Raw genomic sequence first — 16,967 nt, forward strand, 5'->3', positions numbered from 1 at the left:
GGTCATTTCCTTGCCGGTCCCGCCGTCGGGGTTTCCGGCAGCGTCGATTTCGAGGGAAACAGCCAGGCGATCGCACCGGTTGCGACCGCCGAGCAGAGGATGAAGAGATGCAGCGCCAGCGCCGCCTGCAGGCCGTCCTTCATGGCGATGCCGGAATAAAGCAGTGCCGCCGCCGCGCCCGCCTCATAGGTGCCGAAGCCGGCGACGCCCTGTATCGGCAGGATGGCGGCCGCCTCCGCACCGACAGCACCGGGAAAGGCGGTCTGGAACGAGGTGTTAAGCAGCATGGCGAGCAGCCAGCCCTGCACGCCGAGCTTCAGCGCCCAGTTGGCGATCGTCCACCACCAGCCATAGCGCGAGCGTCCCGTCGCTTCGGTGAAGATGTCGCGCAATTTGCCGAACTTCGAGACGATCCTGCCGCCGGCCGTCCAGTTATGCGGCGCGCGTGCCCAGCGCGGCAGATACCAGGCGACGGCGATCAGCGCCGCGATGCCGGCGGCCCTGAGCGCCGGATGCAGGCCGGGCCAGACCAGGCAGGCCAGCACGCCGACGACGAAAGCGTCCTGCAGCCTGAACCATAGGAGCGAGGCGCTGGCGCGCATGATCGATACCCCGAACACCTGGCGCAAGAGGATCGGGAAGGCCGTCTCGCCGCCGCGGAACGGCACGACGTTGATCATCGCATTGTGGATCAGGATGACGCGAAGCACGGCGCCGAAGCGGCCGTTCACGTCGTCGCGGAACTCGTCGCAAACGCGCAGCGCCCTGAGCACATAGGTGACGAACAGCGCCGCCGCGACCGCCGCGAAAGCGCCGGGCGTGATGCTGGCGAAGGCATCGCCGACCATCTTCCAGCGTTGGTCACTGGCAAGCCACGCCAGCAGCGCCAGAGTGACGACTATCGATATCGCTCGCTTCAACCAATTCTCCGATGGGGCCACCGCCGCGTTGGTGCGGCTTGTCCGGTGGCTCGACAATTCACGCCTTTATCGCGGATTGCTTCGCCGGCGCGCCTTGAGCGGCGCGCCGTCACGGGGCGCGTGATCCTATAGACCAGCATCGTATCCGAATCCACAAGCTTGGTCGCAGTCTTGCCGAGGTGGTCGATCATCCCGTCATGATGTTTTACGCCAGCATCGATGGATCAGGCAGCAACGACCTGTCGATCATCGCCCCAGGCATCAGCGCATGGGCGAGCGCGGCCGCATGCGCACGACCTCGTCCCAGCAGAGCGCGGTCAGCCTGTGCAGCGAAAACACCGTCACCATGCCGAACAGCGGGCGTCACCTGTCATCTAAGGCCGCCCCTCTGGTCGAAGTTGTTTTGACGCAACACATCGCCAAACAGCGTCACAACAACACAAGATTGTAATATCCGTGGTCAGCTAACGGTTTGCGGCGACCACTTAGACTTGGAATGAGTTGACATCGCAACGCGCGCCGCTGTTAATAAGTTCAAGGGCGCTGACCGCGCCGCCATCGGGCCGACAGGCCCGGGCATCGTGACGGATCGCGGAAAGCCCGAAGAAACTCTTCCAGATCGTGATTCCTCGACCTGGCCTTGTCAGGGTCGAGAGGGGGCTATGGATATGCGAGCAATCATCGGGACGACAGCCAGGACCACTTTGCCATCCAAACCGGGTTCGGTCGCGCCGGGCAGAGGCGGCAAGCCTATCAGGCGCGTTTGGACGGTTTTGCTCATGGCCGTCTGCGGCCATCTTGCCTTGTTCAGCACCGCCGAAGCGACCAAGAGCAATGCGCCTGTCGAGGTGGCCGCCAAGCCGGACATCGCTCCGACGGCCTTCGAGTTGCAACTGCTCTACGCCGATCGCACTTGGAACTGGGAAAATGGCGCGGCCTATTTCGGGATGGATCGACACCTCCAGGCATGGACGGCTGGACAGGACTCATCCGCGGTCGCCGAGGGCCGCTGGCTGGTGACCGACACCGGCAAGATGTGCATGGAGCTTGCCTGGAGATCCAAGACATACAAGACCAAGCCGCGGCGCACCTGCTACAGTCACCGTGTCGAGAACGGCAATATCGAGCAGCGCAAGGACCCGGACGGCGCCTGGTACGGTTTCAAGCACGCCAAGGACGATCCCGCCGACGAACACCGGAAGTTCGAGGCGGGCAACACCAAGGGCGCGCAGTTCGATGAGACCCGCAAGCTCATCGACACCAAGAGCTAATGCATGCCGCCCAGCGGTCTGGGGCAACGACATGCATCAAAACAAAGACTTAAAGCGCGTCGCCTGAATCCGGTTCAGCGTGACGCGCTTTAGAGCAATTCCAGGAAAAGTGTGATCGGTTTTCCGTTCGGAATTGCGTAAAAACAAAGAGATAGAGCGTTTCGCCGTTTCCGTGAAACGGTGAAACCTTCTAGGCGTCGAGGAAGGCGCAGGGTGAGCCCCGGCACCTCCAAAAATGGTGGCTCGCTGAGCCGGCCTTAGCCGAACTCAGCGAGCCCACGCCCCGACACATTACTCACAGGGCCGACCGCCGGCCTTGCGGGCCGGCGTTTCTGATTGACGTTCGCGCCACGCGGCGCGCGCAATGCGCGCGGTAGGGCGGCCGAAGCGCCGGAATTGAGCAAGGCCGGGCCGAGCCCGAAGAAGGGGGCGGCCGTCCTGACGATGGTGTCGATGTCGGAAAGTTGTGCCACAAAGCCCAGCTGCTCGCGGGCAAGGCTGGGGTCGGCGAAAAGCCCTGCCGGATCGCCAGGACGGCGCGCCTTGTACATGACCGGGACCGGCCGCGATGCGATCCGCTCGACCGCCTCCATGATCTGCCTGATCGAGACCCCGCGGCCGGTGCCGAGGTTGGCCGCAAGGCTTTTGCCGCCGGCCTCGAGATGCTGCAGGGCCTTGAGATGCGCCCGGGCGAGGTCGCTGACATGGACGTAGTCGCGCACGCAGGTGCCGTCCGCGGTCTCGTAGTCGGTGCCGAAGACCTCGATCGCCTCGATCATGCCGGACGCCGCCATCAATACCCTGGGGATGAGGTGGGTTTCCGGCGTGTGCCATTCGCCAAGCTCGCCGTCGGGGTCGGCGCCGCAGGCGTTGAAGTAACGCAGGATTGCGTATTTCGTGCCGTAAGCCGAGGCATGGTCCCTGATGATCTGTTCGCCCATCAGCTTGCTACGGCCGTAAGGGCTGATCGGGTTCTGCGACGAGGTCTCGCGCACGGGCAGCGTCTCGGGCATGCCATAGGTCGCGCAGCTGGAGGAGAAGATGATGTTGCCGATGCCGTTCGCCCGCATGGCCTCGAGCACGGCGATCGTGCCGGCGACATTGACCGAATAATAATCCGCGGGATCGCTGACCGACTCGCCGACATAGGCAAGCGCGGCGAAATGGATGACCGCCTGCGGCCGGTGGATGGCGATGGCTCGCTCGAGCGCGTCGCGGTCGCGGATATCGCCGACCACCAGTGGGCCCCAGGCCACCGCCTTCTCGTTGCCGCGGCTGAGATTGTCGTAGACCACGGGCAGATAACCGGCCGCGGCCAGTTGCTTGCAGGTATGGCTGCCGATGAAGCCTGCGCCGCCCGTCACCAGGATTGGGCGGCCACTCATAGCGCCAAAGCCTCGCCGGAGGACAAATGGCCTCCGCGGGAGGTCCCGGGCTGCTGGCGGCCCAGCAGGGCTTCGAAATAGCCGGCGGTGTAAGCCAGCCCCTCGCTCAGCGCGATCTTTGGCTGCCAGCCGAGCTGTTGCTCGGCAAAGGTGATATCGGGCCTGCGCTGCCGGGGATCGTCGACCGGCAACGGCCTGTGCACGATCCGCGAGCGGGAATTGGTGTAGTCGAGGACGAGTTCGGCCAGTTCCATGACGGTGAATTCGCCGGGGTTTCCGAGGTTGACCGGATGTTTCGGCGCCGCCGGCGACCGCATCAGCCGCACGAACCCTTCGATGAGGTCGTCGACATAGCAGAAGGAGCGCGTCTGCGTGCCGTTGCCATAGACGGTGATATCGTCTCCGCGCAGCGCCTGGACGATGAAGTTGGACACCACGCGTCCGTCATCGGGCTGCATGCGCGGCCCGTAGGTGTTGAAAATGCGCGCGACCCGGATATCGAGGCCGTAGGTTCGCGAATAATCGAAGAACAGCGTTTCGGCCGAGCGCTTGCCTTCGTCGTAGCAGGCGCGCGGGCCATGGGTGTTGACGTTGCCGAAATAGCCTTCGGGCTGCGGATGCACCAGCGGATCGCCATAGACCTCGGAGGTCGAAGCCTGGAATATCTTGGCGTTGTGGCGCCGGGCGAGTTCCAGAAGGTTGATCGCCCCTAGCACGCTGGTTTTGAACGTGTGGATGGGATCGGCCTGATAGTGGGGCGGCGAAGCTGGACAGGCAAGGTTGTAGATCTCGTCGACGGCGATATCCATCGGCAAGGTATCGACAACGTCGTGGCTGACGCAGGTGAAAGAGGCGTCTCGCGCGATGCCGGCTAGATTGTATCTTTTGCCGGTGTGGAAATTGTCCAGGGCGATGACTTCATAGCCGTCCGAAAGCAGCCGCTCGCACAAATGAGAACCCAGGAACCCCGCTCCGCCGGCGACCAGGGCCCGGCCACGATCGATACTCTTTCGACCCGACCGGACTGGTTTCAGAACTTTGATGACCTTATTCATGGCAACCTCGTACGCACACACGCTACCGCTCCGGGACGGGCCTTGCCCGACCAGGTCACAAAGGCGATTCCTCCGCATATGCGGAACCGCCTGCACTGATGTGCGTCGTAAGTTTCTGAGTTTTGCGGGGCTTGTTGCTCTACGGCTTGTCTCCGCCGCTAAGCGTCCCTTGCGCCCCTAAGTCGCGATCCACGAGTCGGTTGCCACCACCGCAGACTGCTCGCCCAAATTGCACACCCAACACATACAAAGATATACCTGTGTCGAGGGTAGTCAACTAAATTAGCGTTTCGTTAACCTCACAGCTTAGCGAGTGGTTAACCGTGAAGGGTGTTCACCTGGTTCGTTAGCGATGAAAAGCTGCTTCCAGGCCGCCTTGTGACCGGAGCCGCGTTCCATCGAATTGCGCAAGCATGTCGGGAGAGGCCGTCGGCCTCATGCTCCGAGCCTCGAAGCAACACCACTAAGACGCGTGGTCGAAATTGTCTCGTCGTGTCTAGATGTTCTCGGCAGGCGCCCCGGCACTTCTGGCGAAGCAATGCGATTGCTGTCCAAAGCCGCTCGGGCCGCAGATAAAAGCAGCGTTCCCAAGATAAGGGTTGACCCTTACCACGGGGCGAGACAGGTTCTTTGTCAGGGTGGGTCGGGTTGGTTTCAAGTCGATCAAGGCGGCGTTGCCGCTTTGCGATACGTTGAATGAAGTCGACTGGCCGAAGTTGAAGTATTGGCAACCGGAAGTTGCCACCAACGTACCCAAAACAAAAAGACGGGGCAGGGCCTTGGTCGGCATGCGAAAATTCTTGTTGGGGTAGGGCCGGCTTAAGCCGCGATAAGCCATGGGCATGAAGTAGTATCCCCTCAGCAAGTGGCGCTTATGTTCGAATCATTGATCAGCCACCCACCCAACTCATTATGGCAAAGCTGGTTAATTTAGCGATAGCTGTTTTGAGCTCTTCCACGGATTTCTGTTGCCGCAAGAGGGTGGGACGCTTGAAGAGCGGACACGGGGCTGGCCGCGGCCAGAAAAAATGGCCCGCGTGGCCACGGGCCATTTCGTCATCTCCGGTGTCTGGCGTCTGAGCCCTTACTGCCCGCCCATCTCTTTCTTGAACTGGTCGAAATCGACCTGCATGCCGTTGAAGATGGTGCTCCAGTGGCGCGTCAGCGCCGACATGGCGACGGCCTCCTGGATCTCCTGGTCGGTGGCGCCGGCGTGCTTGGCGTTCTCGGTGTCGGACCAGATGCAGTAGCTGCACGGGATCTGCGCCGCGACCGCCAGCGAGATCAGCGACTTTTCCTTTGGCGTCAGCGCTGTCTTGTCGCTGAACTCGATGGCCTTGACCTCGGCCCAGGCGCCGGGCAGACCGGCTTTCGGGAATTGTTTCACGAAGCTCGGCACGCCGCCCATCGTCGACTGGATATCCTTGAGGGCGGTGTCGTAATCATCGGCCCGGGCAGGCGCGGAAGCGAACACTGTGGCAAACACGCCCGCGGCGGCGATGAGCGAGGCGGAACGAAGGCAGGAATGCACGGTTGAGACGATGCGAATGACTGACATGATGTTCTCCTCTGGTTTTTGTTAGCCTTACGATGTAAGGTATGTGGAAGATGAACCTTACAGTGTAAGTTGTCAAGCGCAGCCATGGATGCATCGAGCAAAAAAAAGCGGCCCCGCGGAAAGCTGTCCCGCGAGATGATCGAGGACGCCGCCTTCGAGGTGATCGAGCGGGAAGGGCTTTCCGGCTTTTCGATGCGCAAGCTCGCCGCCAGGCTCGGCTGCGAGGCGATGAGCATCTACCACCACTTCCCCTCGCAGGCGCATCTCTACGAGGCGCTGGTCGACCGGCAGATGAGCGGGCTCGTCATTCCCGACGACAGCCTGCCCTGGCGCGAGCGGGCCCGCGTCGGCATGCAGGAGTTCCGCCGTGTCGCCACCGAGCATCCGGCCTTCGCGCCGTTCATCGTCGTCTACCGCATGAATTCGCCGCCCTGCCTCGCCAAGCTCAACGCCATCATCGGCCTGTTCGAGGATGGCGGCTTCGGCCCAGAGCTAAGCGCCCGCCTGTTCCGCGCCGCCGGCTATTATCTGATGGGCGCGATCCTCGACGAGACGGCCGGCTACGCCAAGGGGCCTTCGGCGGTCACCACCGTCAGCGCCGAGCAGTTGGCGCGCGACTATCCGAGCGTCGTGAAGGCCGGCGCCTATTTCGGCACCGGCGGCTTCGACAAGACTTTCGAGCTTGGCCTGGAAATGTTTCTGGACGAGATGGAGCGGGTTCGCGAAGCTGCCCGAGACAAAAACCACTCGTAAGGGCGGCAGCCGCCAGCCGAAAGAAAACAGCCAAGGGTTTGAATGCGCTTCCTCTCAGTCCTTCTCCTCATCGCCGGTGCCGCCATCGGCATCTTCTATCCCTGGGCGATGAGCAATTTTTCCGGCCATGCGATCGGCATATACCGCGTCTATGAGGGCGGCCGCTTCCGGCCCGCCACCGTGCAACTCGCCGCAAGCGACGCTCCGGTGCGGGTGCTGGTCGACTTGACCGCGCGGGCCGAGCGCGTCGCGGGCCAGCAGCGCACGGTGCTGACGCTGACCGCGGCGAGCGGCGGCCGCACCGCGCTGGCATCGGCGCTCTCCTTCAATCACACCGACAATCCGCGCCAGGCCAGCCCGCAACTGCCCGACAAGATCTTTCGCGACGAGGCCGGCGTCATCGATAGGGTCACGCCCGGTCCTTACGTCTTCACCGTCGGCCCCGGCGATGCCGACGGCATCGACATGCGCGCGGTCGATCTCATCCTGCGCGCCGGCACCGGCTCTGTCGACGAACGCGCGCAGCCGGCAGGCTATACGCTGATGGGTGTCGGCCTTGCCGGGCTGGTGCTGTCGCTGCTCTTCGGGCGCCGCGGCGGCGGCCGTCCGCAAAATCCCAATTCGCAGCCGCCGCCGCGCTGGGGCCGCAACGGTTCGCCACGAGCATGATGCCGAAAAGTGTGAAGCGGTTTTCGGTCGACATCATGCTCCTTAGAGGTCGGCGCGCATGAACTATCGCCACGCTTACCACGCCGGCAATTTCGCCGATGTCGTCAAGCATGCCGTGCTCGCGCGCCTCGTCGAATATCTCAAGCAGAAGGACAAGGCGTTCCGCGTCATCGACACCCATGCCGGCATCGGCCGCTACGATCTTGCCTCGGTGGAGGCCGGCAAGACGGGCGAGTGGCAGGGCGGCATCGGCCGGCTGGCCGAGACGACGCTCGAGCCAAAAGCGGCGGTGCTGCTCCAGCCCTATCTGGAGGCGGTGCGCGCGCAAAATCCCGGCGGCGGCCTCAAGCATTATCCAGGCTCGCCGCTGATCGTGCGCCATCTCCTGCGCAACCACGACCGGCTGACCGCGATCGAATTGCACCCCGCGGATGCATCTCGCCTGAAATCGGTTTTCGCCGGCGATTTCCAGGCAAGGGTGATCGAGCTTGACGGCTGGCTGGCGCTCGGCGCGCAGCTGCCGCCGAAGGAAAAGCGCGGCCTCGTCCTCATCGATCCACCCTTCGAGGAGGAGGGCGAGTTCTCCCGCCTCGTCGAGGGCCTGCAGAAGGCGCATCGGCGCTGGCCGGGCGGCATCTATGCGCTCTGGTACCCGATCAAGGATCGCAGGGCGGTGACCGCTTTCCGCGCGGCGCTGAAGGATACCGGCATCCCGAAGCTGCTCGACATCGCCTTCGAGATCCGGCCTGCCTCGGACGAGCCCAGTCTCGATGGCAGCGGGATGGTGGTGGTCAATCCGCCCTACACGCTGGAAGGCGAATTGAAGCTCCTGTTGCCCGCCCTCCACAAGGTGCTCGCCGTCCGGCAACCGTCGCGCTGGTCGCTCGAGTGGCTGGCGGGCGAGTAGGGTCGACCGCGCCGCTTAGAGCAATTCCAGGAAAAGTGCGTAGCGGTTTTCCGTCCGGAATTGCGTAAAAACAAAGACTTAGAGCGGTTCGGCGATTCCGTGAAACGCTCTAAGCCAGCGCCGTCGGCGTCACACCGGTCAGCCGCCGGCTTTCGCGGATCAGATGCGCCTGGTCGGCATAGCCGGCCTCGATGGCGAGCAGCGCGGTCGAGGCCTCGCCCTGCTGCCGCTGCAGGCGCCGGAAGCGGTGGAAGCGCAGGATGCGGTCGAGCGTCTTCGGCCCATAGCCGAAGGCGCCCTCGAAGCGGCGTCGCAGCGTCCGTTCGCTCATATGCAACTGGCGCTGCAGGAATGGAACCAGGGGCGTTTCCGGCGACAGGCCCTCGTCGAGGACACCAAAGGCCCGATCCATCTGCGGGTCGAGCGCATTGCCGCCTTCGGTGCGCATGCCGACCGTCTCTTCCAACTGCCGCAGCATGGCCGGCAGATCGGTCGCAGCCTTGATGCGATCCGACAGTTCGCGGGCACGCGTGCCCCATAATTCCTGGAGGTCCAGCCGCCCGCCGACGATTTCGCTGGCCGGCACGCCGAGCCAGCCGGCGGCCGCGCCTGGCCGGAAGCGGAAGCCGACGATCACCGCGCCGGCCGGCGGCGTCTCGATCTGCGGCTCCTTGTCCGGTCCGGCCACGCGGAAGCGGCCGTCGATCCATTGCAGGTCGATCGTCGCGTCAGGCGTGATGACGATGGGCGGAACGGCGCGCTCGTCCATGCGGTGGACCCAGATCGCCGAGAAGGCATCGGCCAGGCCTTTGCCGGCGGGCCGTTCCCGGAAGAAACCGGTTGTCTGCGCCAGGACCGGTTGCATCTCTTCTCCGATCTGCTCCGGCGGATGCCGGGTCGGTGCGGGTCATTTGGCCGAAATCTTCAAGGCCGGCCATGTCATCCATGGCAAAACAGACGCAACCTGATGGCGCCCATCGGCGCGTTTGCCAACCAGGTCCGATTTCGGACGTTGGTTTCGAATATAGAAAGGAGTGAGAGAAATGAAAGCTCGCATCACTGTATTGACGCTCGGCGTCGATGATCTGGAGGCCTCGCTCAAATTCTATCGCGACGGCCTCGGTCTGCCGACCGAAGGCATCATCGGCCGCGAATTCGAGCATGGCGCCGTCGCCTTCTTCGATCTCGCCGGCGGCCTGAAATTCGCCATCTACGAGCGCGCCAACATCGCCTGGGATGCCACGGTACCGCAGAGCGGCCGCAGCCCGACCGAATTGACCATCGGCCACAATGTCGGCAGCGAGGCCGAGGTCGACACGGTGATGGCCGAGGCCGTCAAGGCCGGCGCGCGCGTGGTCAAGCCGGCGCAGAAAACCTTCTGGGGCGGCTATGCCGGCTACTTCCAGGATCCCGACGACCATCTGTGGGAGGTCGTCTACAACCCGGCCTTCGTCCCAGAGGACTGAATGGAGCGACGCACGTCGTCGAAAGGAGGCCGCCATGCCTGTTCAAACCGTTCAAGCGTTCGGCGCTCTGCTCATCGGCGGCGTGTTCGTCTTTGCCGGCACCGAGCATTTCCTGAAATTCGGGGCGATGCGCGACTACCTGGCCTCGCAGAAATTTCCGGCTCCGGCCTTGACGCTGGCCGCCGGTTCGGCAGTCGAGGTCCTTGCGGGCTTCCTGCTTGCTGTTGGCATGGCCCGGCCCTTCGCCGCCGGGGCGCTGATCATCTTCACGCTGGCGACGAACCTCATCCTGCTGCGTTTCTGGGCCAGCGGGGAGCCCGAGCGCCAGGCGCTGCGCAATGCGTTCCTGATCAACATCGCCGTCATCGGCGGGCTGCTGCTTGCCGGCACCATCTCAATGCAACCCAATTAGCCGGCGACTTTCGGAACGAAGTTTTGCGGAAACCATTGTTTTGCCACCCGCTTGACCGCCGCCGAGCGAATCCGCACAGTGCGTGCAATCGATCCTGAGAGGCTGTCATGACTCGCTTCGCCCATTCCGCTCTTGCCGCGCTGGTTGCGCTGTCCACTCCCTTTGCCGCGCCGCTGGGCTTCACCCAGGCGGCTGAGGCCGCCGATCTGTCGACCTACAGCGGCGATGATGGCAGCGTCTGCGGCGAAAGCTGGGTGCTGAGCAAGATCACCGACCGCTTCTCCTACCAGGTGCATCACGTGCCGCATCTGCCTGACGTCGCGATCACCGATTTCCGCAACATCCGCCAGCATCGCTACGAGCCGGCGAGCGACGAATGGCCGATCGGCCGCCACTATTGCCGCGCCACCGTCAACCTGTCGGACGGCCGCGACCGCTCGATCTTCTACCTGATCGAGGAAGGCCAGGGCTTTGCCTCGATCGGCGACAATGTCGAATTCTGCGTCTCGGGTTTCGACCGCTGGATGGTCTACAACGGCCGCTGCCGCGTACTGCGATAAGGGGAGAGGCGCTACCGCTGAAGCTGCCGATCTCCCCCGCAAGGGGGGAGATCGGATAATTGTGCTGGCCTCAGCCGATCGCTCCAGCCCGCGCCAGCAGCAGCTCGCGCTCCCGCTCATTGCCGGTCAGCGCGGCGGCGCGGCGGAATTCGGCGCGGGCTTCCTCCATCCGTCCGAGCTTGGCCAGAAGGTCGCCGCGCACCGTGGGCAACAGATGCGTATCCTTCAGGCGCGGTTCGTCCCGCAGCGCATCGGCGATCGCCAGTCCTTGCGCCGGCCCGAACGCCATGCCGGCGGCGACCGCCCGGTTGACCTCGACGATGGGCGAGGGGGCCGCCAGCGCGAGCGCCTGGTAATAGGCGGCGATGGCGATCCAATCGGTGTCGGCCGCGATCACCGCGCGGGCATGGCAGGCGGCGATCATCGCCTGCAACTGATAGGGGCCGGGCGTCGGCGTGAGCGCCATCGCGCGTTTCAGCCCCTCGAGACCGCGCCGGATCAGCGACCAGTCCCAGCGGCCGCGGTCCTGGTCGAGCAGCAGGATCGGGTTGCCCGCTCCATCGGAGCGGGCGCCGAAGCGCGAGGCGCCGAGCTCCATCAGCGACAGCAGTCCGATCGCCTCCGGTTGCTCCGGCATCAGCGCCACCAGCAAGCGGCCGAGGCGCAGTGCCTCGTTGCTGAGATCGGCGCGCAGCCAGTACGGTCCGCAGGATGCGACATAGCCTTCGTTGAAGATCAGATAGATCACCTCCAGCACGGCGCCCAGGCGCTCGCGCCGCTCCTGCCCGCGGGGCGGCTCGAAGGTGATGCCGGCGTCGCGCAATGTCCGCTTGGCGCGCACGATGCGTTGGGCGACGGTGGCCTCAGGTACCAGGAAGGCGCGTGCGATCTCCGCCGTCGACAGCCCGCCCAGCATCCGCAGCGCAAGTGCCGCGCGCTGCTCGGCCGGCAGCGCTGGATGGCAAGACGTGAAGATCAGCCGCAACAGATCGTCGTCGATATCCTCGTTGAGCGCAGCCTCGACGTCGGGCATCGCGCGCTCCAGCTCGGTGAGATCGACGGCCAGCTGGCGATGCTTGCCGTCGATCAGCACGGTGCGGCGCAGCCGGTCGAGCGCCCGGTTGGTACCGACCCTGGTCAGCCAGGCGGCCGGGTTGTTCGGTATGCCGTCGCGGGGCCAGCGCTCCAGCGCCTGAACGAAGGCATCCTGCACCACCTCCTCGGCCAGCCCAACATCGCGCAGCATGCGGGTGAGCCTGGCGGCGAGCTTCGGCTGCTCGATCCGCCAGACCGCCTCGATCGTCGCAGCCGTGGTCAATCCTTGAGCTCATCGAACCCGTCGACGACCTTCTGGACGTCCTCGGGAAAATCGTTCATCTCGAAAACGCGCCGGACCTCGATGACGTCGTTCTCGCCGGCGGGGCAGCGGCGCGCCCATTCGACGGCTTCCTCGGGCGAGCGCACGTCGATCATCCAATAGCCGCCGAGCACTTCCTTGACCTCGGCGAACGGGCCGTCGGTGACAGTCGGCTTGCCGCCCTTGAAGGAAACCCGTGCGCCCGAGGACGGCGGATGCAGTCCGTCAAGAGCGAGCAAAACGCCGGCCCGCTTCAGTTCTTCATTGTATTTCATCATCGTCGCCACGGCCTCGGCTTCGGGCCTGACGTCGGGAGCCGCGGTGGCGTAGCCGCCGGGGATCATCAGCATCATGAAACGCATCTCGAATTCCTTCGGTTCGGTTGGTTGCGATGATACGACGAACGAGGCACGGCGGAATCGACAGGCGGTGCGCAAATTATTTGCGGCGCCGGTGGTCGGTCGAAGACGCACGGTGGCGCGCAGGTTGGCGCCGGCCTCTTCTGCTTGCGCTCACTCAGGCTGGCTTGCCGCCCGATGGGTCAGGTAGCCCGGCTACCTGACAGATAAACCTCGATCAGCTCGACGAGCTGCTTCTGCAATTCCGGCGCGTCGAGCATGTTGCGGCGCGCCGCGTTGTGGATCACGCCCTCGATCGCCGAGGAGAGCACGCGCGCCATCGTCTCGGTATCCTTGCGGCGCTTGCGATACTGCGCGACGGCCGCCGCATAATGTTCGAGATAGCGCGTCTGGAACGAGGCATGAGCGGCGCGTGAGCCACGGTCGCCGGGCGCCTCGTCGAGCAACACCTGGTGCAGCGTCGGATGGATCGAGTGCGCGCCGATCATGCCGCGCACCAGCTCGCGCGCGAATTGCCTGAGCGGCTTCTCGTCGGCCGCCGCTTCGCGAATCACCGACAGCACATGATCGAAGTGCCGGCGCCGTATTGCTTCGACCAGAGCGAGCTTGTCGGGAAAATATTGATAGAGCGAGCCGATGCTGACGCCTGCGGCCTCCGCTACCTTGTTCGTGGAAAAGCCCGCCCAGCCGAGCTCGCTCAGGACGTGAGCACCGGCTTCGATGATCGCCTCGACGGTGGCGATCGAACGCGCCTGGCGCGGCTGCTTGCGCATGCGTGCGGCCGGCTTTGCAATGCGAGTAGACATGCTGGCCCGTCTCCCGAGAATATAAACAGGATACTCACATTCATTTCACCAACGCAAATGGGGTCGCGAAGATGAGTGCCAAGACCTTGCTGAAGGGCATGCTTGCCTATCAGGCCCGGGCGAATGATGAGCTCGCGGAGAAGCTTGCCGGACTGGATCCGTCGAGCGATGCCGGGGAACGCCACGCTGCGATCCGTCTTATGAACCACATCCATGTCGTGTCGCGGATCTTTGCCGCGCACTTGAAGGGCGTTGCCCATGGCTATGCGAGCGACAACACGCCGGACACGCCCGAACCGGGCGCGTTGCGCACCGCCTTGGCCGAGGTCGATGGCTGGTATCTCGACTATCTCGAAACGGTTGCGGAGCAAGAGCTTGCCGAACCGGTCGCCTTCACCTTCACCGATGGCGACCAGGGCTGCATGACGAGGCAGGAGATGCTGACCCATGTCGTCCTGCACGGCGGCTACCATCGCGGCGAGATCGGCCGCATGCTGGCCGGGATCGCGGTCTCGCCGCCCTGGGACACCTACGCCGTCCATTTGCATCGCGCCGAGCCGGCGCGCCGCCAGCAGCGCGGACGCCGGCTGGCGGACGTTTAATCACGGCGCCTGAATATGAGCTTAAAGCTCACTTTGCGCGCCGCAAGCTTTCGCCCGTTCGCCTGCCCGGTTCATCTGTAGATGTTTTCGCTGGACAAGATGAAGCGAACGTTCGGCCGGTCATTCTTTATTGTGAGCATTGCGCTCACATTCCGATATAAGGTTATGCTGTGAGCCCATGGATGATCGGGCGATAGAAGCAACACGAAAATCTGTGTGGCGGGCCGTCACTTCGAAAGTGATAGATTCGCTCACAATTTTTCAACGGGATGCGTTTCCCGTAACCAAAATTCAATAACTGAAAATCATTGTGTTGCTTCGCTGGCTAGACAGTCGCGAGTCAGATATGCATAGACACGCCGGGTCACTCACGACCATAGGCAAAACGCAAGGGGCATCGCATGGCAAAGACGACAACCAAGGCGCCGGCGGCGAAAGCGCCGGCAAAGAAGCCGGCAGCTAAGGCTGCCGCGAAACCTGCAGCAGTGAAGAAGGCAGCGGCACCGAAGGCAGCCGCCAAGGCTCCGGCCAAGGCAGCGGCGAAGCCGGCGGCCAAGGCAGCAGCGAAGCCGGCCGCCAAGGCTGCGGCTAAGCCGGCCGCGAAGGCCGCGGCGAAGCCTGCCGTCAAGGCAGCGGCAAAGCCGGCGGCTAAGCCTGCCGCCAAGAAGCCGGCAGCCAAGGCCGCGGCCAAGCCCGCCGCCAAGGCTCCGATGAAGGCTGCCGCCGCCAAGGCGCCGGCCGCTGTGAAGAAGGCCGCTCCGGCGAAGAAGCCGGCCGCCAAGAAGTAATCGCGTAGCTTCGCTTGGCTGGCGCAACAGGTGAGGGCGGGTGCCACCCGAGCACCCCTCTCGCCAATTCGGTGTCAGAGCGAGCGAAGTCGGAGCGCACGCTCCTCCTAAAGCTCTCGGAAATTTTGCCGCCAGGCAAAAACTTCAGGGAGCTTTTTCTTTTCAGGTGCCCGCGCCGGCAAGACGCATCGGCCAATCCGGATTGGCCGGCTGGCCGTTGCCCTTCGGACCCTGATCGGTCAACAGTGCCGTAAACAACTGGGAACCCGATCATGCCGAAACTGCTCTACGCTTCCACGTCCCCCTACAGTTCGAAGGTCCGCATGGCGGCGCTGTATGCCGGCATCGCCGTCGACCTCGTGCCGGTCAAGACGGAGGACAAGCCCGCCGAACTGATCTCGGCCAATCCGCTCGGCAAGATCCCGGTGCTGGTGCTGGAGGACGGCCGCGCGATCCATGACAGCCGCGCCATCACCCAGCATCTCAACCGGCTGTCGAAGAACGCGCTCTTCCCGCGCAATCCCGACAAGCGGCTCGAGGCGGAGGTTCTCGAGGCGCTGGCCGACGGCATCTGCGACTGCGCGTTGTCGATGGTCTATGAGCGCCGCACGCGACCCGAGGCTTTTGTCTACCAGCCCTGGCTCGACCGCCAGTGGACCAAGATCGCCACCGCGCTCGACCTCATCAACGCCAACCCGCCGAAATTGCCGAAGAAGATCACCGCCGGCCACATGGCGCTGCGCGCCACTCTGGGCTATCTCGCGTTGCGCTTTTCCGGCCAGTGGGAGAAGGGCCGCAGCCGGCTCGTGCGCTGGGCTGCACGCTTCGACGAGAAGTTTCCGGAATTGAAAGGCAGCGTGCCGGGGTGAAGCATCTCCCTTCTCCACAAGGAGAAGGTGAGGATCGCGCCACCTTGAACCCCGTCCGCTTCCATGCTTGCCTGACATCACCCGCTTCGGAGTGGTGAGCATGGCAAAGCCCTCAATCAGCGTCGCGCCGGACCCGATGGTCGCACGCCTGCGCGCTGCCCTCGGCCGGCGCGCCTTCACCGAGCAGAAGATGTTCGGCGGCACCTGTTTCATGATCGATGGCAACATGCTGATCGGCACCTCGAAGCGTGGGCTTCTGGTGCGCGTCGGCAAAGGCGCGCATGCGGCCGCCGCGGCACATCCTCATGCAAGCCCGATGGAGATGGGCGGGCGCTCGATGGAAGGCTACATCCGCGTCGCGCCCGAAGGGGCGGCAACCGACGCCGATCTCGTCTCCTGGCTCGAGCGCGCGCTGGCTTTCGTCGAGACGCTGCCGGCGAAGGCGAAGGTGAAACAGCCGAAGCGGTCGAAATGAGGACCGACTGAGAAGTTCGCAGCCCTTCTGTTTTTCGCGGACACAAAAAAAGCCGGGCGCAAGGCCCGGCTTTTCCGTGTCGTGGCTTCTACGACTTAGAACTTCATACCGACGCCGAACGTGACGCGGTTGTCCGAAGACTTGACCTTGCCGACGTTGTCGAAGTTCTTGCTGCCGTAATCGGTGTAGCGGTACTCGACGCGGCCGAACACGTTGTCCGTGATCTTGATGTCGGTGCCGGCGCCGGCCGTCCAGCCGAACATGCCCTTGCTGTCGCTGGTACCGAGAGCGTCATCGGTGACCTTCTGGTTCTTGGCGGCGAGACCGCCCGTGCCGTAGAGCAGGATCTCGGGGGTCACGGCGTAGCCGAGGCGGGCGCGCAGCGAACCTTCAAGGCCCGACTTGGCGCTGAAGCCGTTGGAAGAACCCTTGGTGCCATTGTAGCCGAGGTCGGCTTCAGCACCGTACACAAAGTTCTCCTGCTGCCACTGATAGCCGCCGAACACGCCGCCGACGAAGCCCTTGGTGCCGATATTGGTGCCCTGGTCCTTCAGCTTGGCATGGCCGCCGAAGCCATAGCCGGCACTCAGACCGACATAGGGGCCGGCCCAGGAAGCGACCGGAAGCTCGGCAACCGGGGCGGGAGCCGGCGGCTCTTCGGAAACGACGTCGGCCGCGAAAGCGGTACCGGCGAAGGCGAACAGCCCGAGCGCAGCGGCAAGCGGCGCGAATTTAAGATTGGTCTTCATGTTATA

At 64.0% G+C, this 16,967-nt stretch carries 22 protein-coding genes; 12 read left to right on the forward strand and 10 right to left on the reverse strand.

The genetic code is table 11. The annotated features are described in order from the left end of the window. Positions 1–2 precede the first annotated feature (2 nt). Entirely contained in the window at positions 3–920 is a 918-nt protein-coding gene (locus WDX12_RS21575) for a lysylphosphatidylglycerol synthase domain-containing protein (RefSeq protein ID WP_434721935.1), read from the reverse strand. A gap of 268 nt (positions 921–1,188) precedes the next feature. On the opposite strand from WDX12_RS21575, the gene WDX12_RS21580 reads away from it, so the two are divergent. Next, entirely contained in the window at positions 1,189–1,371 is a 183-nt protein-coding gene (locus tag WDX12_RS21580) for a hypothetical protein (RefSeq protein ID WP_434725777.1), read from the forward strand. 328 nt (positions 1,372–1,699) lie between these two features. After that, positions 1,700–2,191, forward strand: coding sequence for a DUF995 domain-containing protein (locus WDX12_RS21585; protein WP_434721936.1), 492 nt, complete (start codon positions 1,700–1,702; stop codon positions 2,189–2,191). A 257-nt stretch (positions 2,192–2,448) separates the two neighbouring features. Here the strand turns inward: WDX12_RS21585 and galE are convergent, their stop codons facing one another. From galE to WDX12_RS21605, 4 genes are all read right to left on the reverse strand, one after another. Beyond that, entirely contained in the window at positions 2,449–3,576 is a 1,128-nt protein-coding gene (gene galE / locus WDX12_RS21590; protein WP_434721937.1) for a UDP-glucose 4-epimerase GalE, read from the reverse strand. Then, positions 3,573–4,631 (reverse strand): UDP-glucuronic acid decarboxylase family protein, encoded by a 1,059-nt coding sequence (locus tag WDX12_RS21595; protein ID WP_320296319.1) that lies wholly within the window; start codon positions 4,629–4,631, stop codon positions 3,573–3,575. The genes galE and WDX12_RS21595 overlap by 4 nt, the downstream gene beginning before the upstream one ends. Positions 4,632–5,127: 496 nt before the next feature. Beyond that, positions 5,128–5,475: a hypothetical protein gene (locus tag WDX12_RS21600; protein WP_434721938.1), complete on the reverse strand. Its 348-nt coding sequence runs from the start codon at positions 5,473–5,475 to the stop codon at positions 5,128–5,130. A gap of 240 nt (positions 5,476–5,715) precedes the next feature. Continuing rightward, positions 5,716–6,189: a carboxymuconolactone decarboxylase family protein gene (locus WDX12_RS21605; RefSeq protein WP_434721939.1), complete on the reverse strand. Its 474-nt coding sequence runs from the start codon at positions 6,187–6,189 to the stop codon at positions 5,716–5,718. A gap of 135 nt (positions 6,190–6,324) precedes the next feature. Here WDX12_RS21605 and WDX12_RS21610 point away from each other — a divergent pair, with 135 nt between their 5' ends. Genes WDX12_RS21610 through WDX12_RS21620 form a run of 3 tightly spaced genes read left to right on the forward strand, consistent with a single transcriptional unit; the run spans position 6,325 to position 8,518 of the window. Next, positions 6,325–6,942, forward strand: coding sequence for a TetR/AcrR family transcriptional regulator (locus tag WDX12_RS21610; protein WP_434721940.1), 618 nt, complete (start codon positions 6,325–6,327; stop codon positions 6,940–6,942). Between the two features lie 42 nt (positions 6,943–6,984). Continuing rightward, complete coding sequence (locus tag WDX12_RS21615; RefSeq protein ID WP_434721941.1) at positions 6,985–7,611, forward strand: hypothetical protein; 627 nt, start codon at positions 6,985–6,987, stop codon at positions 7,609–7,611. Positions 7,612–7,669: 58 nt separating this feature from the next. Further along, on the forward strand, positions 7,670–8,518 hold the full coding sequence (locus WDX12_RS21620; protein WP_434721942.1) for a 23S rRNA (adenine(2030)-N(6))-methyltransferase RlmJ: 849 nt from the start codon (positions 7,670–7,672) through the stop codon (positions 8,516–8,518). Between the two features lie 109 nt (positions 8,519–8,627). Here WDX12_RS21620 and WDX12_RS21625 read toward each other — a convergent pair whose 3' ends face one another. After that, a complete protein-coding gene (locus tag WDX12_RS21625) occupies positions 8,628–9,383 on the reverse strand; it encodes an AraC family transcriptional regulator (RefSeq protein WP_320296313.1) in 756 nt (251 codons plus the stop codon). A gap of 178 nt (positions 9,384–9,561) precedes the next feature. Here WDX12_RS21625 and WDX12_RS21630 point away from each other — a divergent pair, with 178 nt between their 5' ends. The 3 genes from WDX12_RS21630 to WDX12_RS21640 all read left to right on the forward strand — a co-directional run bounded on the left by WDX12_RS21630 (position 9,562) and on the right by WDX12_RS21640 (position 10,956). Continuing rightward, a complete protein-coding gene (locus tag WDX12_RS21630; RefSeq protein WP_434721943.1) occupies positions 9,562–9,984 on the forward strand; it encodes a VOC family protein in 423 nt (140 codons plus the stop codon). Between the two features lie 34 nt (positions 9,985–10,018). After that, complete coding sequence (locus WDX12_RS21635) at positions 10,019–10,396, forward strand: DoxX family protein (protein WP_434721944.1); 378 nt, start codon at positions 10,019–10,021, stop codon at positions 10,394–10,396. Between the two features lie 107 nt (positions 10,397–10,503). Beyond that, positions 10,504–10,956 (forward strand): hypothetical protein, encoded by a 453-nt coding sequence (locus WDX12_RS21640; RefSeq protein WP_434721945.1) that lies wholly within the window; start codon positions 10,504–10,506, stop codon positions 10,954–10,956. Between the two features lie 70 nt (positions 10,957–11,026). Here WDX12_RS21640 and WDX12_RS21645 read toward each other — a convergent pair whose 3' ends face one another. The 3 genes from WDX12_RS21645 to WDX12_RS21655 all read right to left on the reverse strand — a co-directional run bounded on the left by WDX12_RS21645 (position 11,027) and on the right by WDX12_RS21655 (position 13,445). Further along, positions 11,027–12,274, reverse strand: a complete 1,248-nt coding sequence (locus WDX12_RS21645) for an RNA polymerase sigma factor (RefSeq protein ID WP_434721946.1) — start codon at positions 12,272–12,274, stop codon at positions 11,027–11,029. Continuing rightward, positions 12,271–12,675 (reverse strand): YciI family protein, encoded by a 405-nt coding sequence (locus tag WDX12_RS21650; RefSeq protein WP_320296308.1) that lies wholly within the window; start codon positions 12,673–12,675, stop codon positions 12,271–12,273. The genes WDX12_RS21645 and WDX12_RS21650 overlap by 4 nt, the downstream gene beginning before the upstream one ends. Positions 12,676–12,854: 179 nt before the next feature. Continuing rightward, a complete protein-coding gene (locus WDX12_RS21655) occupies positions 12,855–13,445 on the reverse strand; it encodes a TetR/AcrR family transcriptional regulator (protein ID WP_434725687.1) in 591 nt (196 codons plus the stop codon). Positions 13,446–13,549: 104 nt separating this feature from the next. Between WDX12_RS21655 and WDX12_RS21660 the strand changes: the two genes are divergently transcribed. The 4 genes from WDX12_RS21660 to WDX12_RS21675 all read left to right on the forward strand — a co-directional run bounded on the left by WDX12_RS21660 (position 13,550) and on the right by WDX12_RS21675 (position 16,212). Continuing rightward, positions 13,550–14,080: a DinB family protein gene (locus WDX12_RS21660; protein ID WP_434721947.1), complete on the forward strand. Its 531-nt coding sequence runs from the start codon at positions 13,550–13,552 to the stop codon at positions 14,078–14,080. Between the two features lie 401 nt (positions 14,081–14,481). Continuing rightward, entirely contained in the window at positions 14,482–14,868 is a 387-nt protein-coding gene (locus WDX12_RS21665; protein WP_320296306.1) for a hypothetical protein, read from the forward strand. Between the two features lie 272 nt (positions 14,869–15,140). After that, complete coding sequence (locus tag WDX12_RS21670; protein WP_320296305.1) at positions 15,141–15,737, forward strand: glutathione S-transferase; 597 nt, start codon at positions 15,141–15,143, stop codon at positions 15,735–15,737. Positions 15,738–15,837: 100 nt separating this feature from the next. Further along, the gene (locus tag WDX12_RS21675; protein ID WP_434721948.1) at positions 15,838–16,212 is read left to right on the forward strand and encodes a TfoX/Sxy family protein; all 375 of its coding nucleotides are present in this window, start codon (positions 15,838–15,840) and stop codon (positions 16,210–16,212) included. A 95-nt stretch (positions 16,213–16,307) separates the two neighbouring features. Here the strand turns inward: WDX12_RS21675 and WDX12_RS21680 are convergent, their stop codons facing one another. Beyond that, the gene (locus WDX12_RS21680) at positions 16,308–16,961 is read right to left on the reverse strand and encodes an outer membrane protein (RefSeq protein ID WP_434721949.1); all 654 of its coding nucleotides are present in this window, start codon (positions 16,959–16,961) and stop codon (positions 16,308–16,310) included. Between the last annotated feature and the right edge of the window lie 6 nt (positions 16,962–16,967).

It is taken from the genome of Mesorhizobium sp. RIZ17 (assembly GCF_051127865.1).
Taxonomy (GTDB): Bacteria; Pseudomonadota; Alphaproteobacteria; order Rhizobiales; family Rhizobiaceae; genus Mesorhizobium; species Mesorhizobium humile.

Bases quoted from the DNA above. Each gene is read 5' to 3' on its own strand.
- WDX12_RS21580 (WP_434725777.1), top strand. From the start codon at position 1,189: ATGGGCGAGCGCGGCCGCATGCGCACGACCTCGTCCCAGCAGAGCGCG.
- WDX12_RS21585 (WP_434721936.1), top strand. From the start codon at position 1,700: ATGGCCGTCTGCGGCCATCTTGCCTTGTTCAGCACCGCCGAAGCGACC.
- galE (WP_434721937.1), bottom strand. From the start codon at position 3,576: ATGAGTGGCCGCCCAATCCTGGTGACGGGCGGCGCAGGCTTCATCGGC.
- WDX12_RS21595 (WP_320296319.1), bottom strand. From the start codon at position 4,631: ATGAATAAGGTCATCAAAGTTCTGAAACCAGTCCGGTCGGGTCGAAAG.
- WDX12_RS21600 (WP_434721938.1), bottom strand. From the start codon at position 5,475: ATGCCCATGGCTTATCGCGGCTTAAGCCGGCCCTACCCCAACAAGAAT.
- WDX12_RS21605 (WP_434721939.1), bottom strand. From the start codon at position 6,189: ATGTCAGTCATTCGCATCGTCTCAACCGTGCATTCCTGCCTTCGTTCC.
- WDX12_RS21610 (WP_434721940.1), top strand. From the start codon at position 6,325: ATGATCGAGGACGCCGCCTTCGAGGTGATCGAGCGGGAAGGGCTTTCC.
- WDX12_RS21615 (WP_434721941.1), top strand. From the start codon at position 6,985: ATGCGCTTCCTCTCAGTCCTTCTCCTCATCGCCGGTGCCGCCATCGGC.
- WDX12_RS21620 (WP_434721942.1), top strand. From the start codon at position 7,670: ATGAACTATCGCCACGCTTACCACGCCGGCAATTTCGCCGATGTCGTC.
- WDX12_RS21625 (WP_320296313.1), bottom strand. From the start codon at position 9,383: ATGCAACCGGTCCTGGCGCAGACAACCGGTTTCTTCCGGGAACGGCCC.
- WDX12_RS21630 (WP_434721943.1), top strand. From the start codon at position 9,562: ATGAAAGCTCGCATCACTGTATTGACGCTCGGCGTCGATGATCTGGAG.
- WDX12_RS21635 (WP_434721944.1), top strand. From the start codon at position 10,019: ATGCCTGTTCAAACCGTTCAAGCGTTCGGCGCTCTGCTCATCGGCGGC.
- WDX12_RS21640 (WP_434721945.1), top strand. From the start codon at position 10,504: ATGACTCGCTTCGCCCATTCCGCTCTTGCCGCGCTGGTTGCGCTGTCC.
- WDX12_RS21650 (WP_320296308.1), bottom strand. From the start codon at position 12,675: ATGCGTTTCATGATGCTGATGATCCCCGGCGGCTACGCCACCGCGGCT.
- WDX12_RS21655 (WP_434725687.1), bottom strand. From the start codon at position 13,445: ATGCGCAAGCAGCCGCGCCAGGCGCGTTCGATCGCCACCGTCGAGGCG.
- WDX12_RS21660 (WP_434721947.1), top strand. From the start codon at position 13,550: ATGAGTGCCAAGACCTTGCTGAAGGGCATGCTTGCCTATCAGGCCCGG.
- WDX12_RS21665 (WP_320296306.1), top strand. From the start codon at position 14,482: ATGGCAAAGACGACAACCAAGGCGCCGGCGGCGAAAGCGCCGGCAAAG.
- WDX12_RS21670 (WP_320296305.1), top strand. From the start codon at position 15,141: ATGCCGAAACTGCTCTACGCTTCCACGTCCCCCTACAGTTCGAAGGTC.
- WDX12_RS21675 (WP_434721948.1), top strand. From the start codon at position 15,838: ATGGCAAAGCCCTCAATCAGCGTCGCGCCGGACCCGATGGTCGCACGC.
- WDX12_RS21680 (WP_434721949.1), bottom strand. From the start codon at position 16,961: ATGAAGACCAATCTTAAATTCGCGCCGCTTGCCGCTGCGCTCGGGCTG.